This window comes from Paenibacillus sp. DP01 (assembly GCF_044784315.1).
Taxonomy (GTDB): domain Bacteria; phylum Bacillota; class Bacilli; order Paenibacillales; family Paenibacillaceae; genus Paenibacillus; species Paenibacillus polymyxa.
In genome coordinates, this window is the sequence record NZ_CP173059.1 from 5,178,940 (window position 1) to 5,197,804 (window position 18,865).

At 45.4% G+C, this 18,865-nt stretch carries 8 protein-coding genes; 1 reads left to right on the plus strand and 7 read right to left on the minus strand.

The window, feature by feature from the left end; translation table 11 throughout:
- The first annotated feature begins 169 nt into the window (after positions 1-169).
- On the plus strand, positions 170-11,245 hold the full coding sequence (locus ACH59B_RS22835; protein WP_404302746.1) for an adhesin: 11,076 nt from the start codon (positions 170-172) through the stop codon (positions 11,243-11,245).
- Between the two features lie 159 nt (positions 11,246-11,404).
- Here ACH59B_RS22835 and ACH59B_RS22840 read toward each other — a convergent pair whose 3' ends face one another.
- From ACH59B_RS22840 to ACH59B_RS22870, 7 genes are all read right to left on the minus strand, one after another.
- Positions 11,405-11,602, minus strand: coding sequence for a cold shock domain-containing protein (locus tag ACH59B_RS22840; RefSeq protein ID WP_013373372.1), 198 nt, complete (start codon positions 11,600-11,602; stop codon positions 11,405-11,407).
- Between the two features lie 254 nt (positions 11,603-11,856).
- The gene (locus ACH59B_RS22845; protein ID WP_404302748.1) at positions 11,857-12,942 is read right to left on the minus strand and encodes a hypothetical protein; all 1,086 of its coding nucleotides are present in this window, start codon (positions 12,940-12,942) and stop codon (positions 11,857-11,859) included.
- Positions 12,943-13,148: 206 nt separating this feature from the next.
- Positions 13,149-13,874, minus strand: coding sequence for a GNAT family N-acetyltransferase (locus ACH59B_RS22850; RefSeq protein WP_318300734.1), 726 nt, complete (start codon positions 13,872-13,874; stop codon positions 13,149-13,151).
- The gene (gene rffA, locus ACH59B_RS22855; protein ID WP_404302750.1) at positions 13,868-15,022 is read right to left on the minus strand and encodes a dTDP-4-amino-4,6-dideoxygalactose transaminase; all 1,155 of its coding nucleotides are present in this window, start codon (positions 15,020-15,022) and stop codon (positions 13,868-13,870) included. The genes ACH59B_RS22850 and rffA overlap by 7 nt, the downstream gene beginning before the upstream one ends.
- Positions 15,023-15,067: 45 nt before the next feature.
- Complete coding sequence (locus tag ACH59B_RS22860; protein ID WP_318300736.1) at positions 15,068-16,618, minus strand: multimeric flavodoxin domain-containing protein; 1,551 nt, start codon at positions 16,616-16,618, stop codon at positions 15,068-15,070.
- Between the two features lie 172 nt (positions 16,619-16,790).
- Entirely contained in the window at positions 16,791-17,690 is a 900-nt protein-coding gene (locus ACH59B_RS22865; RefSeq protein ID WP_017427093.1) for a polysaccharide deacetylase family protein, read from the minus strand.
- Positions 17,683-18,834, minus strand: a complete 1,152-nt coding sequence (locus ACH59B_RS22870) for a GNAT family N-acetyltransferase (protein ID WP_017427094.1) — start codon at positions 18,832-18,834, stop codon at positions 17,683-17,685. The genes ACH59B_RS22865 and ACH59B_RS22870 overlap by 8 nt, the downstream gene beginning before the upstream one ends.
- Between the last annotated feature and the right edge of the window lie 31 nt (positions 18,835-18,865).

Here is an 18,865-nt window from a genome sequence, read left to right on the forward strand (position 1 = left end):
GGCCATATCAAGCTGAATCAGGTATAGGAACTTATGCCGTATGCAAGACCTGATTATCATGCAGGCAATTTATACGAAAGGATCATTACACCCAGCCTAGCTGGCTCTTCCCCTTCAAAAATCTCTGAGGTATATAATTGGGAAGAGATGGAAAGTAGGAAGTTAATCCATGGCTTTTATTCAGCGTTACGCAACGAACCAGACCGGGGCTATTACCTTTATAGGGAATACACTCGGGCTGGCACGTTCTGCTTCGGTAGGGGTGCCGGGTACTGCGACCAGCATCGGCGCTTTCATCACAACCAATACAGCCTCACGCTTCGGCACGTATCCATTCGGCACGACTTCTGCTTTTGCCAGTAACTCATCGACAGCATTCCTCGTGCTCCCTGCGGGCAGTACAGTGCTGTATGCTGAGCTTATTTGGGGAGGAAGCTATGCCAACGGCAGTACCAATGTATTGTCCAGCGCCAGCAATCCGATCACATTTCAGACGCCTGCTTTATCTACTACAGTCAGCCCTGAATCTGCAACATCGGTCAACGTCACCAGTCTCAGTACCTATGTGAGAACCGCAAATGTAACAAATTTGGTCATTCAAGGCGGCGCAGGGGCATACACGGTCGGAAATGTAACGGGCACCATCACGGTCCCCGATTCTACCAACACCAACCACGCTGGATGGACACTGGCAGTGGTATACAATAACCCGTCTCTCCCCTTCCGTAACCTATCGCTGCGTGTAGGCGGTGAAGGGGTTAGCAGCGCTACTGGCTCGGTCAACGTGGTAGTGAGCGGGTTTGCCACGCCTGTACAGGGGACTTTGCGCGGCAGGGCGTTAATTAGCGCCCAAGAGGGTGACGTGGATATCACCGGGGACCGTGCGTTATTTGGACCTACCACATCCAGCTTAACTGCGCTGTCTGGGCCCAACAATTTTTCGACTAATTTTTTTGCGTCGCAAATTAACGGGGATGACGGCACATTGGTCACGACGGGGACCTTTGGTACCACTAATGCGGTGAATGGGACACCTGGGACGCAGGTCACGGGGGGACGGCAAGGCTGGGACATTACCAACGTCGATATCTCCTCCACACTGCTAAACAGCCAAACCAGCGGTGTCCTTCAACTAACCACTAATGGCGATATTTATACCGTCAATGCCAATGCCATTCAAATTGATATCAATGCTCCGCTGGTGACTCTAACCAAAACTGCTAGCTCTACGGGATTGGTTATTGGCGATACAGTTACTTACACGGTTAACATTTCAAATACGGGGCTCGTCAGCGCTTCTAACACAGTACTTACCGATATCATCCCAGCCGGAGCTACCTTTGTACCCGGCAGCGTTATTGTCGCGGGCACTGCCCAGCCCACAGCCAATCCTGCAACAGGTATTACAGTGGGCAGCGTAGCTCCTTCTTCCACGGTAACCATTACATTCCGAGCAACAGTCACCACATTGCCAGCCAACACGCAACTGGGCAATCAGGCATCGGCAGCCTTTTCCTTTCAAACCGTGCCTGGCGGGCCTGTCATCTCTGGTAGCGTTCCGTCCAATACTGCGAGTACACCGATCTATCAACCCGTTATTGGGATTGTTAAAAGTGCCAATACATCGGCTGCTACAGTAGGAGACACCATTACGTACACGTTTCAAATATCCAACACGGGTAGCATTGCTGCGAATCTCAACTTTACAGAGAGCATCCCGGCGGGCTCATCCTTTGTTCCGGGCAGTGTGACCATTGGCGGTTCTTCCGTGCCTGCTGCCAATCCTGCTGCTGGCTTTTCAGTAGGAACGATTAATACGGGGTCTACTATACCGGTGACCTTCCAGACCCTCGTCAATGCTGTTCCTGCCTCTGGCAACTTGACAGATCAGGCGACTTACACATACACCTTTACGCCACCTGACGGACGTGTATTGAATGGAAACGGCACATCCAACACGCTCACCATTCCTGTATCCTCGCCGAATGTGACCGTGACCAAAGCCTCTTCCTTAGCGGCTGCTGCTGTTGGAGAAACCATTCAGTTTACGATAACCGCCACAAACAACGGCATTGCAAATGTGACCAATGTCGTGGTGACTGATCCGCTACCTAGCGGAGTTGCCTTCGTACCCGGCAGCGTCACTGTAAACGGAACACCAGCTACGACAGCTTCGCCTGTAAACGGGATTCCAATTGGCACTTTGGCTCCAGGCGCATCGGTAACAGTTGTTTTTCGAGCAGCCATTAATTCATTGCCTTCTCCCTCGCAAATCAACAATCGCGCAACTGTCAGCTTTACCTCCGGTGCCTTTACCGGATCATCGTTGTCCAATCTTGTAGCTATACCTGTCGTGATTGCAGCGCCAACGATTACTAAAAGCGCAAGCTCTAACCGTGCCAGCGTCGGTGGAACGATTACTTATTCATTTCTCATCGCCAACACCGGTACAGCCGTGTTAAATACGACCTTAACGGAAACTGTACCGGCAGGCTCCACCTTTATTCCAGGGAGCGTCATTGTTGGTGGATCTTCGGTTCCGGGGGCCAACCCCAATACCGGAATTCCAGTAGGCACAGTGAATCCTGGAGCACAAATTACAGTCTCGTTTCGCACCACAGTAGACTCTCTCCCACCCGGAGGTGGATTAAACGATCAGGGACAGCTCCAGTATTCCTATCAATTGCAAGACGGGAGAACCCTGTCGGGCACACTTCTTTCAAATATCGTTTCCGTATCCATATCGCTCCCCAACGTAGCAGTAACCAAGTCTGCCGGATTCACATCCGTTAGTGTAGGCGAAACGCTAACCTACAGTGTAAATGCCGTTAATAACGGAATTGATCCCATCACCAACGCCGTGATTACCGATCCGCTCCCTAGTAGTCTGTCATTTGTACCCGGGAGCGTAACCGTTGGCGGTTCACCTGTGAGCACGGCTGACCCCAGAAGCGGTATTCCTGTCGGCAACATCAGCGCAGGCGCATCTGTTCTAGTGTCCTATGCCGTGCTGGTCAATTCCGTCCCGTCCGTACAGCCGCTGCAAAACACGGCCAGTGTCAGTTTTACCAGTGGCACCTTTACCGGAACCACCCAGACGAATACGGTTGCTGTGCCCGTTTATCAGCCGCGTATCAGCGTCGCCAAATCTGCAAGTACAACAGCAGCTACGATTGGCGACACGATTTTGTATACCTTGTCGGTCACGAATAGCGGCAACTATAATGCTTCTGTCACGCTGACTGATGCTATTCCTTCCGGGTCTACTTTTATAGAGAACAGCGTGGTAATCAATGGTGTTAGTCAGCCGGGAGCCAGTCCAGCAGCAGGTATTTTTATCGGAACCGTGTCACCGCAAAGCCCGATCACACTGACATTTCAAACTGTAGTGACCTCTCTTCCAACGCCATCTGTGCTGACAGACCAGGCCAACGCCGCCATTTCCTTTACGCTGCCTGATGGGCGAGTGCGAACAGATAGCTCATCATCCAACGTGTTATCCATTCCTGTGTCTGCGCCAAATGTGTCCATTTCAAAGACCGCAGACCGTTCCACTGCCATTCCAGGCGATTCAGTGTTATACACGCTGACAGTACTCAATAACGGTATCCAGGCAGTGAACAATGTGGTCGTTTCCGATCCGATCCCGCCTGGCTCCCAATTCACTGCGGGCAGCGTAACACTGAATGGCATCGCAGTGGCTAACGGAGATCCGGCATTAGGTATCCCGGTTGGGAGCATTGCCCCAGGAGGAGGGGCGACGATCACGTTCAGGGTCACGGTATCCTCTCCATTGCCGAGCCCACCGCAGCTCACCAATCAAGCGCGTGTCAGCTATACCAGCGGCGCTTTTTCAGGTGTTTCAGTATCTAATCCGGTGACAGTAGCCGTCAATGCTCCAGTGCTAACTGTAAGTAAAATTGCTGACCCCCTACAGGCAACGGTTGGCGATATCGTTACGTATTCTGTGGCAGTGACCAACAATGGAAACATTGCTGCTGCTGCCACATTAACAGACAATATCCCCACAGGCTCGGCACTGGTGCCGAACAGTGTGGTCGTTAACGGTACTCCTGCTCCGGGTGCCAGTCCCGCAACAGGTCTGTCTATTGGCTCCATTGCACCAGGAGCCACAACTCAAACAACTTTTCAGGTGGTGATTACTTCCGTGCCTTTACCTCCCCAACTCACCGACCAGGCGAATATCAGCTTTTCCTTTCAACCGCCCGATGGCCGGATTGTTAACGGCAATGTTTCGTCCAATATCGTCACAATTCCTGTTTCATCGCCCAATGTGCAGGTCAGTAAAAGCACCTCGGCAACTGATGCCGTTCCTGGTGATACGATAACCTATACTATTACAGCTACCAATAGTGGGATCGCAATCGTAACAGATGTCCGCGTGACCGATACCATTCCGACAGGCTCCTCTTTTGTTCCTGGCTCCGTTATCGTAAATGGAACAACGCTGCCGTCAGCCAGCCCCGTGACCGGGATTCCAGTCGGTTCTATCGCAGCCGGGGCGTCAGCAACGGTCACCTTTTCCGTGTCTGTTAACAGTCTACCTGATCCACCCCAACTGAGTGACCAGGCCACGGTTTCTTTTACCAGCGGCACACTGAATTTCACCTCACTCTCCAACACCGTTGTCGTTCCCGTTTACCAACCTATTATCAACCTCGTTAAAACTGCTAATATGAGTCAAGCAACCGTAGGCGATACCGTAGTCTATACACTGACCGCCCAAAATACAGGTAATTTAGCAGCAACAGCTACCTTTACCGATGCCATTCCATCAGGCTCCTCCTTTATACCCAACAGCGTCACCGTAAATGGTTTACCTGTTGCCGGGGCTAACCCCCAAACGGGTGTGGTGGTCGGAAATATTGCAGCAGGATCCTCTGTCGCTTTAACCTTTCAAGTGGTCATTAATGCTGTCCCTACAGGCTTGGGCCTGTTAAATCAAGGTTCGGCCACATTCACTTTCCAGCCGCCTGACGGTCGAACATTAAACGGAAGCGTCCAATCGAATCCGGTGTTTATTCCTGTATCCAATCCAGATGTCACCGTGACCAAAACAGTCAATCAGACGTCTGTAGCCTTTGGAGACACCATAACGTACACCATTACCGCAGCAAACAATGGCATTACACCGGTGACAGGAACGGTCTTTATCGACCCGATTGCTGACGGTACTACTTTTGTACCTAACTCCGTACAAGTCAACGGTGTCACTATACCGGGAGCCAACATTGCCACAGGCGTGTCCGTGGGCACTGTCCCTTCTGCCAGCTCGGCAACGGTCACTTTCCAGGCCACAGTAACCTCCTTGCCAGCATCAGGTTTGTCAACGGATCAGGCAACGGTCTCCTTTAATTCTGGGGCTTTCGCAGGCCAATCCGTCTCGAATCAAGTTAGCCTGCCTGTATTTCAGCCGATTTTGAATGTGACCAATACTCTGAGCGCAGATCGTGCAACCGTAGGGAATACGCTTGGTTTTATCATCACTGTCACGAATACAGGCAATGCGCCCGCAGAGACAGTCGTGCTTGATCTGTTATCCAGCTCGCTTAGCCTGAATCAAAATAGCGTGTTGGTCAACGGTGCGCCTATTCCCGGGGCAGACCCGATTACAGGTATTAATATCGGCTCGGTCGCCCCAGGTGCGACGGTAACCGTCTCATTTAGCGCCGTGGTCATATCGGTACCACCTGGCTCTATACTAACCAACCAAGCCACTGTGAACTACACGTTCCAACTGCCGGATGGACGTACGTTGACCGGCAGCGGTGCCGCATTGCCCGTATCCATTCCGATCTCATCACCGAACGTTACAGTTACGAAGGCAGCTGATGTGGCAGTCGCTGTCGTGGGCGATTCTGTTCCCTACGTCATAACTGCGTTCAATAACGGACTCGATCCAGTGACTGGCGTAATCGTCACAGACACCATTCCTTTCGGAACCGCCTTTGTACCGGGCAGCGTTACAATCAATGGTACTCCTGTTGTTACAGCCAACCCGCAAAATGGCATTCCTGTCGGGACGCTTGGAGCCGGTGGTGGAGCCACCATTCGTTTTTTGCTTAACGTACAGTCACTGCCGTCACCAGCGTCCATTACCAATGAAGCAACCGTCAGCTTTACTTCAGGTGTATTTAATGGATTTTCTGTGTCCAACCCCGTTACCATCCCTGTGTACCAACCCATCGTCACTGTATCAAAAAGTGCAGGAACGGGAAGAGCTACGGTTGGAGATACTGTGACCTACACATTCTCTGTTACTAACTCTGGGAACATTGGCGCCGATACCGTCCTTACTGATCCGATTCCAGCCGGGGCTGCCTTTATCCCTAATAGTGTAGTGATCAACGGCACGGCCGCACCTGGCTCAGATCCAACCGTCGGGATTCCCTTAGGTATTATAGGCGCCGCTACGACCGTCGCACTGACCTTCCAGGCAGTTATCACCTCACTGCCCGCGTCGGGTACACTGGTCAATCAGGCGACCGCTGCTTTCAGCTATCAGCCACCTGATGGCCGTGTCCTGACCGGAAGTGCAGTATCTCCGGCTGTGACCGTCTCCGTCTCTTCGCCGGATGTGGACGTTATCAAGACAGCCTCCGCTACAGATGCCGTAGTCGGAGATACCATTACTTATACCGTAATCGCCACGAATAACGGAATCAGCCCAGTCGTGAATGCCGTCGTATCTGATCCACTGCCGCCAGGCACCAGCTTTGTCCCTGGCAGTGTGACCGTGAATAGCACATCTGTGCCTGCTGCGTCACCAATCTCAGGTATCCCTGTAGGCACCATTGCAGTAGGTGGCTCAGCAGCCGTTACATTCCAGGTCTCCGTTGCCAGTCTGCCTCAGCCGCCGCAAATAACCAACCAAGCGACTGTCAGCTTTACTTCAGGCGCGTTGACCTCGTCTTCGCAATCCGATCCGGTGACCTTGCCCGTTTATCAGCCGATCATCGGCCTGACCAAAACCGCTAATACCATCAACACACAGATCGGATCGACATTGGTCTACACCTTGACGTTAACCAATACTGGAAATATCGCCGTTTTACCTGTTCTGTCGGATAACATTCCTGTAGGTTCTGAACTATTACCTAACAGCGTAGTCGTTAACGGCATCCTGGTGCCAGGAGCTTCGCCAGTTACAGGCATAACACTCGGATCACTGGCCCCTTCAGGCAGTATCACAGTAAGTTTCCAAACCATCGTCTCGTCTCTGCCAACTCCGCCTATACTGACCGACCAAGGGCAAGTGAACTTTACGTACTCACCACCGGATGGTAGAGTGCTGAGCGGTACTGTCACATCCAATACAGTTAATGTCGCTGTGTCTGCACCTAATATTCAGGTGACTAAAACATCCAGTCTGGCAGCCGCTGTAGTTGGAGATACGATCAGATATACACTGAGTATTACGAATAGCGGTGTGGATTCCGTCACAGATACCGTTGTAACCGATACAATCCCAGCAGGTACTTCATTCGTTCCGGGTAGTGTCCTTATCGACGGGGTACCTTTCCCTAACGCCTCGCCCATTGCTGGAATTGTCATTGGAAACGTCGCACCTGGAAATACATTTATCGTGAGTTTCCAAACTTCTGTCCAAAGCTTGCCGCAACCACCACTGCTCACGGATATTGCATCCGTCACATTTACCAGCGGAACGTTCACCGGCACTGCCTTTTCCGATCCACTCATCGTCCCTGTGTTCCAGCCGTTAATTACACTTACTAAAGCATCGAGCACTGTTAACGCCTCCGTCGGCGATACACTAACCTATACGATTACAGCTGTGAATAACGGTAATATTGCAGCTGCCCTTACGATCAGTGATAATATCCCTGCCGGATCATCATTCCTTGCCAACAGTGTCAGTATCGCTGGCAGTCCACAACCTGGTGTGTCCATCGAAACGGGCGTCCCGGTTGGATCTGTGCTGCCGGGCGGAACGGTATCCGTAACTTTCCAAACCGTTATCAATGCTCTGCCTAATCCACAGGTACTGGTCGATCAAGCATCAGGCTCATTCACTTTCCAACCGCCGGATGGCAGAACCGTATCAGGATCAGTTGTATCCAACACAGTTAGTATCTCTGTATCTTCGCCAGATGTGAGCATTGTCAAAGGAACAGCAGCTACAGACGCCATTGTCGGCGATCTCATCACCTATACCTTGGCTGTCTCCAACAATGGAATCAGTACTGCCAATAATATAGTGGTTTCAGATATCATTGCGGCGGGAAGCTCCTTTGTGAATGGCAGTGTTACTATAAACGGAACCTCCTTCCCTGATGGAAATCCGGGATTCGGTATTGCCATCGGTACACTCATTCCTGGAGCCGTTACTACCGTTACATTCCAGGTTCGAGTTGATTTCTTACCCGCACCTGCACAATTAACCAATCAGGCATCAGTTAGCTTTACCAGCGGGGCATTTACCGGCAGCTCAACATCTAATGTGGTGACTATTCCAGTCTTCCAGCCGATCCTGACAGCAGTCAAAACAAGCAGCACCAACAATGCCACCATAGGTGACATCATCACCTACACGATTGTCGTATCCAACACCGGAAACATTGCTGCCTCAACTACGGTAAGTGACAATATTCCAGACGGCTCCGTATTTCTTCCAAATACAGTGACGATTAACGGCATCGCTGCTCCTGGTGCAAGCCCAGTTTCCGGCATCCCGACTCCAGCTATAGCACCAGGACAATCGGCAACCGTTACTTTCCAAGTGCTGGTATCCTCCATCCCTACAGCTGTACTACTGGTAGATCAGGCTGAGGTAGGCTATCGCTTTAATGCTCCAGATGGCCGAGAGGCTGGCGGATTCCATTTATCCAACATCGTTGAGGTTGCCGTGTCACCGCTAGATATCACCTTAAGTAAAAGCGTAAGCTCACCTTTCGCCACTACTGGCGATACCCTGACGTATGAACTCGTGATTCATAACGAGGATGCGGACACCGTGCAAAATGCCCGTTTGCTGGATACATTGCCAGAGGATATCGAGTTTATTACAGACTCAGTTCAGATTAACGGGTCTACCGTGGCTGGAATCGATCCTAGTGATGGCATACCGTTGCCTTCATTAGAAGCGAATACCAAGACCCTTATATCCTTTGAAGTCCGTATCGCAGCTACCGAACAGCCGGGACCGCGTACCAACCAGGCCCGCTTGTTGCTCACAAATGGTGAAGAATCGAGTGCCATTTTGTCCAATCCTGTGACGGTTGCTATACTCCAGCCTGTAGTGAACCTTACGAAATTAACCAATACAGAGATCGCACATCCGGGTCAAAGCGTCACCTATTCCATCATCGCGGAAAACACCGGAAATATTGGGGCCTTCGGCTTGTTGGCTGACTTATTGCCACCTGATCTCTCCTTTGTTCCCGGCTCTGTTTCGGTTAATGGAATTGCTCAATATGGTGCCAGTCCAGAACAAGGTATTACGCTAGGCGCTATTGCACCAGGAGAAAAAACGACTACTGTCTTCTCCGCACTTGTCGTTCGTGTCCCTGAGTCGGGCTTACTGGAGAATCAAGCTTCGCTGACTTACTCCTACCAGTTACCAGATGGACGGAGCCTAGATCAGCAAACGACTTCGCCTTCCGTCTCGGTTAAAGTAGCCGCTGCCGATCAAGGAGCCTTGTCAGCTGTGCTGCACACGACGGTATCTACTGTCGCATTGGGTGATGCTGTGCCTTATCAGCTGACCCTTGTTAATGATGGAGGTTCCGTCGTTACCGACATCGTGTTAGCCGATTACGTACCAAGTGGCACCATCATAAATCCGGACAGCTTGAAAATTAACGGTTCTCCATCTGCCTCTAGCAAGCCGGGTGAACCACTCTTTATCGGCAGCTTACAGGCGGGACAGACAATTAACGTATCCTACACCGTAATTGTTCAATCTCTGCCGGTCGGAGGACGTCTAAATAATAATGTGCGACTTCAGTATGCTGATAGTGGCGGTGCGAGCGAAGTCACCAGCAATACCGTGACTGTAGCTGTTTTTGATCCGCAGCTTTCCGCAAACATCTCCACAGAAAATAAGGAGGCCCTTGCAGGAGAAACCCTGACCTACACAGTACTGCTCCATAACTTTGGCAACATTACTTCAGAAGTTATTCTGCAGAATTTTATTCCTGCCGGAACCCTATACATTCCTGGCAGCATCCAGCTGGACGGTCAATCGATGGCAGAAGCCGATCCTGCTGTCGGAGTTAGTCTAGGTTCTGTGGAACCTGGTCAGTCATTGGCCCTGACTTATCAGGTAAACGTATCCGAGACACCACCATCTGGCTACATCGTAAATCAAGCTGCCTTTACCTACTCATTTACATTGCCTGGAGGAAGAATCGTACCAGGCACATTGACTACCAATACCGTGACGATCCCAGTGGTATTCCCACTGCTTGAATTAGTGAAACAGGTGAACACCCATGACGCCTCTGTAGGAGACACACTGACCTTCACTATTCAGATTACAAATAAGGGGGGAATCTCGGCGCAGTATCCGTTGTTCACGGACCCGTTGCCGCATGGACTTGTTTATGTACCCAACAGCCTGACTATCCAAGAAAAAGCACAGCCAGGCGCAAATCCTGGCACTGGTATTACGCTCCCGGATATTGCACCAGGAGAGACGCTCACCCTTACGCTCCAGGCACAAATCCGTGAAGCACCTGCAGATGGAACATTCAGCAACCAGGCCACCATCGAATATACCTCACGTCGTAGTGGTGGAGAGACCCTGCAGGAAATCGCTCAAACCAACACTGTAGGCGTGGACGTCATCGCAGCCATTCCTAAGCTTACACTTAGCTCCAGCGCTCTGCGTGTCGGGCAAGAAGATACCCTGTCCTTCACCGCCCAGGTGGAAAACATCGGCAACACTCCGCTGGAGGAGCTATTGCTCACAGCACCATTCTCAGCCGAAGATTTCCTTGTACTGAGAACCGTCACCGTGAACTCTGTGCCAATTCCGCATCCTAATCTGCTCCAAGGTATCCCGTTAGGCCAGCTTGATCCTGACCATAAAGCCGTCATCGTCTTCTCCTTCGATATCGAATCTGCACTCCGCGCGTACTTGATCGCTCAGGCCATCCTGCGCTATCAATTCCGTTATCCAGACGGCCGCATAGAGAAACAATCTGCCTCCTCCAATACCATTTTTGTGGAAATGGCTGACTTTGACGGTTCTCTAGAGTAAAGGTTCTGTTATGTTGAGCCCCTTACCACCGTGTAAGGGGCTCTTTTATGTATGTAGAAAACATAAAAAAGCCCTGGAATATATTCCAGGGCAGTTGCTAGCGCGTTATCCATTGCTAACCATCTTACCAATTATGTAGGTCGGCTATGCCGGGGATGATTATAATTTGGTTACGTTAGCGGCTTGTGGTCCACGTGCGCCTTCGACGATGTCGAACTCCACGTCTTGTCCTTCTTCAAGTGTTTTGAAGCCTTCTGTTTGAATTGCGGAAAAATGTACAAATACGTCGCCGCCGTCAGCCGTTTCGATGAAACCATAACCTTTTTCTGCGTTAAACCATTTTACTTTACCTTGCATGCACTAACATTCCCTTCGTCATCAAATGAAGTGAAGCTCTCGCCCACATTTTTGACTATACCACCCAAAGTTATCCATTGTCAATTGGAATTGATAATGTTTTCATTCATAGTTATTCCAATTTTACATTGACAAAGCATTCTATTCCTATAGATTGAAGTGGTATAATAGGCAAAAGAGTTTATTATACGAATATAATAAACTCTTTGTGAATGTTTGAAACTACTAAAATAAATTTAATTTTTTCTACGACGTTAGTTATAGTAAACTACCGTTGGCTGGGGCTCAATTCCTTTTGCATAGTAATAATTTAAGTTACTTACAAAATCAATTACTTTCTTTTTATCTAGATCATACACAAGAATGTCTGGATCTCCAGCCATATCAATAAAATCTAGACGTCTCGGCGTAGTTCTGCCACTGGTGTCAACAAAAGAAGAACTGTGATACGGTGGATTGCCTGAGCTATATGCAGATTCAAAATAGGTAAAAAGCGTATCTGCATTTAGAACAATCAAAACAGCATTATCCGAGCTTGCATAATTTGACGTATACTTCACAGGCGTAGTGATACTTTTAACCCGAATATCTGATACATTATGACTCCTTGAAGAATAACTCCCACCACTGGAGAAGTTGAATTCTCTTGACCATTCCAAATTCGGGTTTGCCACCGTTGTATTGGCAATTTGGGTCCCATTCACCTTAATATCTCCGTTTGAATACTCAATTACCGTATATAACAAATTGTTAGAGTAGGATGTTAGCTTGGCCGTCTTACCATTAGTCGGTGTATCCGCTGGCGAGGCCGCATTCATGTGGATACTATAGCCTTCACCTACCGTTCCTGTGGAAGTAACACGAAGGCCCCAGTCCCCTGCTTTTAAGTCTGTAGCAAACTTCAATTCAGAAGCCTTTCCTCCAAAACCCGTCAAACTTGCTGTCCCCGTGCTCCAATCAATCGAGTACAAGTCAAATCTATAATTGGGATTACTGGACTTGATCTGAGCCAGAATGCTTCTATCCGTAGGTACGTTAAAGAACCAAAAATCTGTTGGATCAGCTGTCGTTAAAGAATCAGTGAAACTCATGAGATCACCGTTCACATTGAAATTAGACATTAATGTAACCCGATGATTGTTCACTTTAAGAGTCTCACCATATACAGCCTCAGTCGTGCTGATAGGTTCCAGCGCTTGAGTCGTATTAAGCGAAAGTGACGTAGCAGTATCCTTCGCCGTTGAACTTGATGAATTGGCCTCAACTGAGGCTGGAGCTATTGACATACTTAAAACTAAAATGGCTAATAAAATTCCAGAAAGATATTTTCCCCACTTCATAAACATCATCCCTTCTCAGAATACTCAGAATTATTCATAGATTGAAAATAATTACTGTGAATGATGTACTATTTCTATAAAAGACTTAATTATCCTTTATTCTAAGCTTTCGTCTTAGAAGATCTTATGGTGAATCTATGAACTAGCCTTGATCAGCACCCTCATCATACAAAGAGAACACTGTCATCTTGGGGAGCTAGGAAGTTTCATTTGTACCTTTCTTTCAACTCCCTTGTCCAGTAATACCAACTTTCCATTTTTTGAATTCTATAGCCACACTTTATATATAAATTTAATGCACTATAATTTCGACCTTGTGTGGAAACTACTATTTGTTCAATCGGCCTACTTTCAAGAAATCTCTTTAATTCTGTCAGTAACTTCGTGCCTACTCCATTGTTTTGGTGTTTCAAATCAATTCCTAATAAACCTATTCTTGCCTTTCCATCTATTAAATCTTCTTTAATTGTCACGAATCCAAGAATTTCTTCATTTAATTTAATGACAAGACAATAGTCATCAAACGCACCAGTAATAGACTTTTTCACCCAGAGTTTATATAACTCATCCACTTTTCCTTTATCAAAAAGATGTGGATAACAAAAATATCTACTATCTTTAAATAATCCAGTCATCATATTTTGTAAAATAGGAAAGTCATGCTCCGTAGCTAATACAAGAGAACTTTTACTGTGTACGTTAGTTTCGATTGTAGTCTCAAATGTCACTTTCGTATCTGCTATGTGGAAATTTTCATTTTCGAGAAAATGAATAGTCGTTATATCATCAATTTCACAAAGTGCTTGTATAAAATCTAATTTATTCTTTTCTATAACATGTTTAAAATATGAGTTTGAAACTTCCGAAGTAGTAGATACTTCCGCCATATTCATAGCAAAAAAAATAGAATCCCAATGCAAAAGCTTCAGCATTCTAAATCCCTCCAACTATACTGTCGAAAAAAATTGTATATACAATCTACAATAATATTTATATCTGACTCTTTTATATTGAAATAGAGAGGTAATCTAATTAAACGCTCGCTTTCTCTAGTTGTATAAACATCCTCACCAGTGAATGAACTATGCTTTAATCCTGCCTCGGAACTATGAAGCGGTACATAATGAAAAACAGCCATGATTTCATGTCTTCTCAAAAAACTTAATAGTTCGGTTCTTATTTCTAAATCTCTTACTTTAATATAAAACATATGAGCATTATGTGTACCATTAAGAGGTATAAATGGTAAGTCGATCAAATTTAATTCACACAAAGGTTGTAATAGATTAAAATATAAATTCCAGCTAACCAATCTATTCTTTGTAATCATTTCTGAGGCTTCAAGTTGTGCCATTAAAAATGCAGTGTTCAGTTCACTAGGGAGGTAGGAAGAACCTATGTCAACCCAAGTATACTTATCTACCTGACCTCTAAAAAATTTAGATCGGTTTGTTCCTTTCTCACGTATTATTTCAGCCTTTTCCATAAATGTTTCATCATTAACTAATAAAGCGCCACCTTCCCCGCAATGTACATTTTTGGTTTCGTGAAAGCTGATACACCCTAAGTGACCAAGGGTACCAAGTTTCCTTCCTTTATATTCGCTAAGAATCCCTTGTGCTGCATCCTCCACAACTGCTAAATTGTACCTATTCCCCAACTCTAAAATTTTATCCATATCACAAGGTACTCCAGCATAATGCACTGGGACAATTGCTTTTGTTTTATCTGTGATCGCATCTTCTATAAGATCTTCATTAATATTCATAGTATCAGGTCGAATATCCACGAATACAATCTTAGCTCCTCTTAAAACAAATGCATTGGCAGTGGATACAAACGTATAGGATGGCATGATAATTTCATCACCATGTTGGATATCCAAGAGAATAGCAGCCATCTCCAGAGCATGTGTACAAGAAGTCGTTATTAATGTTTTTTTCACATCAAAAGTTCTCTCAAACCAGTTTGCACATAAACGCGTAAATTCTCCATCCCCCGAAAGATGTCCACTAGAAAATGATTCTTTGACATACTCTTCTTCTTTACCTACGATTGCCGGTACATTGAAATTTATCATTATCATCTCTCATTTCAGCAAATTATGTGGTGAACCCCCTGCAACTTAATAAAAGTGTGGTGATTTAGTCATAGTCTCTATGATCTCTCTCATAACCTTTTCACTATCAAAAATTTCATTCGCCCTGTTTATCGCTATAGATCTTTCGCGTTCCCTAAATGAAGGATTTTCCCAATTTTCCATAAATATCTTCACATCTTCAAAACTGTTAATATGATAGTACTCTCCTGCCGTATGAGCAACATCTCCGAAGGCATATGTAAAAACGGGTAGCCCTTGACGTAAAGCAATGGCAGCAGAAGTACCGCCTCCAGATCGAACTGTGTTTAAATACGCGTCACATAGTTCATACACAGCTGCTAAATCCTTTTGAACTCCGACATGAACAGATTTTTTTTCAAGAGTGACATACTGACTCGTTACCTTTTTATAATTTTTAAGTTCACCTATAAACATGATGCGTGTGTGATCATTACTTTTCAACAGATCGTCCAGCTCTACTAAAAAAGAATCATCTAGCTCTATATCAAGGCGATTACCTACTATGGCCAATACAAAATCATCCTCACCTAACCCAAAAAACTCTCTATGCATTTTAGTCTGCGGAGGCGTATATTTATAAGTAAACACACTTTCAACAACTGATTCCTGAGACCTATCTAATTCTTTTAATGTGTTCAAATCTGCTGTGTTTATTTTTCTGGGCAAAATTGAAAATGTGCTCTCTGAGATGGGGAGATCATAAGCCAATGGCAGAGTAATTACGGGCACAAAATTAGAGAATAGGTCGGAGCTTAGATTGGAGCCTGAGATGGATAAAACAAAGAGCGGCTTTAAATGCAATATCATTTGCATAAGCTCCATTATTTGACTGCCATTTGGCATTTCTTTTTGACATTGAAAGAATGGAACACTTAAATTTTCATACATTAGCTTGTCAGTTTGATTGTACCCCTCAACATAGTTAGATAGGACAGCTCCGAAATAAGGCGTGGCTATAGAGCGGGGCATGTCTGCGGTATTGATAAGGAAAACATTTTTTTTGAGATTATATAAAGCTTTACAATGATCTAACGCTACTTGTGTTGGGCTATGTAACATAGAAAGCACCTGTCCGGCTACAACAACTACAAGATCTTTGTTGCGTTCTTCATAAGGAATCCACTTCGCCTCGTTTGCAATTTGACTATTAAAATACTCAAAATATTTTCGATATATCCTTCTCAGTTTATTAGTGTTTTGCTCTGTTTTCAATTTAGGAGTAGTAAAAAGAAAGCTCGTAATTTGCCAGTAAACAAAATGAAGCACATCTATCCTTTCTTCTTTTTCCATATATTCAAAAATATCATTCAAAAAACTCTGTTTCTTTGTACAGCTAAGCAAAAATGACGTTAAATATAGTCCCCAATTCTTATAATCTGATATTGTTTGTTCGATTTCAGTTACTATCACTTGACGACAATTTGAATTTATACTTTCAAAGTTTTCAATTAATTTGGTTAGTTCATGATCCAGTAATTTGTATACTTCCACATTTGATAATTTATCATTCGACATTATTTTTTTTATTTCAAGCGTTACCTCGGAATAGCTCATCAGGAACCCCTTTTCTTTTTATAATTAGGAGTTACCAAAGGAAACCGCATTTAGGCTTAAAAAGCCAGGCAGCCCCTCTTCTCCCCTTTCATGCCCAAAAAGCAACTCTAATTTTGAATAAAAAACACAAGGAACCAACATAGTAGTTCGTTCCCCATTCACATCCCACAGATCACAAATACGATGATGTCCCTAGAGGAGGCAGACGTATACAGTCTATTCTGTCCATCCAAAACTCTCTATTGTCCGAAATCCCTCCTTCTCTTGTACTGAAAGCACCAACAAATCCATTCTGTACTAGAACAGGAGTTAGTTTGTCCAACATTAACTTTTGGTTGACTCCACCACCAAAAGCAGGCGTATACCAGATCGGGTTTATACCTAAAACACTCTTCAGCCAATCTTTACAAGGAGCGATTTCAATATCATAGAATTCCTGTGGATCGCCATTGTAAGGAATATGATTATGAGCATGCACACCTATAGTCATTCCTGCCTGGCTCATTTCGACTATTTCTTCTGTACTTATATAAAAATCATTTATAAATTTTTGCTTATCGGGAAATAAGGACTGAAAAATAGACTCAAGAAAGATAGTTGCTTCCGTAACAGATAATTTAAAATTAAGCATAAATTTATTGTATCTGCGGAGTTTCTTCTTTTCGTACTTATAGATTTGGCTCTCCTCTTCCACACCGCTGGTATCATATGTCCCACTCAATAATTCCCATAACTCTTCATCGGATTTGAAAGAGAGTACCGTATGTACCAAATGAACTAATGGAACGTTACCCGTGAGGTGTGGACCAGACATGACTGTGAAATATGCAGGAATTCCTTTTCTTTTCAAGATGTCAAAGGCAAACGTATATTGGTCTTTTGTACCATCATCAAACGTTAGTACACACCATGGTTCCGAATTAAATCTATCAATCTCGTCTAACGAGATAATTCGGTGTGTCTTGCTAATTAAATCTATTTGTTCTTCAAAATCATGGGGATGCAAGGGAACAATCCCATCCCACCCCTTTTTCTCACGTACATAGTGATACATCGCAGCAATATTACCCATTATTATTCCACCCTTTAGGAAGTGGCCAGATGTTAGGACGATCCATATCTCCATCAGTTTTAACAAGGTACATGTTATTCACTTCCGTATTTTGAAAATAACCTTCATTATTCTTAATTTTCCATACAAAATTAATAGGATTAACACGATAACGAAAAGGCTGGAACAGGCCTGCCAATCCACATTCCTTTGGTGTGTAGTCTATATTTTGTTTTCTAAAACCGATAGATTCCAGAACATGCTCTAAACGATTTGAACTTAACTGAAAATCCGCGGCTACACACCCTTGGTTTCGAGCCCATGACAAAACCCCGGATACCATCTCAATCAAGCGATGATCTGCTATTCCTTCCCAAACATCAGCATTAGCTGGGATGATTTCTATAATCCTTAACACTTTTGTGCCGTGGATACTCTCTTCTGGAGCATATACTCTATCTAGGCGTGCAACTACAATCCCTTCGGCAGTGGAATCCCCGAAAAATAAATACTTATAGCCCGCGCTATTTATATATCTCCATTCCCAAAAGGAGGCGCTACGGTACTGCGAAAGTGAGAAGCGATGTTGAATACTTTTAACGTATAATCGCTCTAACTCCTCACCCGTAATATTGAGTATTGGGCTGTATGAATGTATTAATTTTCCCTCGACATCCGATAACCATTGACTAATACTTGCTTGATCAGCCGGGTCCTTTAGTAATTTTACATAACCATTCACATCAAGTGGAATGACATAACGGTTCAAGTGATCTGAATAAGAATATCCCATACGCTCATACATAGGCACCACTTGAAAATTACAACCCAAGGTCAAGCACACCGAATTGTACTTTTCAGCTTCTTTCATAAGCATAATACCCAAGCCACTGTTTCTATACTTTTCTGATACAATCCACATAGCGAAACTGATACCTTTATATTGTTCTCCGTTAGAACTATACTTACCAGGAATGACCCCAAGGAATCCCTCAATACAACCCTTGTCGATCAGTAGTAAACTTTCCGATAGACCGTTTTCGTCAATCCGATACTGCCAATCAAACAATTCTTTATTATAGATAGCGTGCTCTTGGGACCAATTTATTCTCATAAACGCAACCAGCGACTCATAATCAGAATCTTTATATTTTACAATTTCCAATAGCTTCTTCCCTCCTTTTCATGCGTTATAT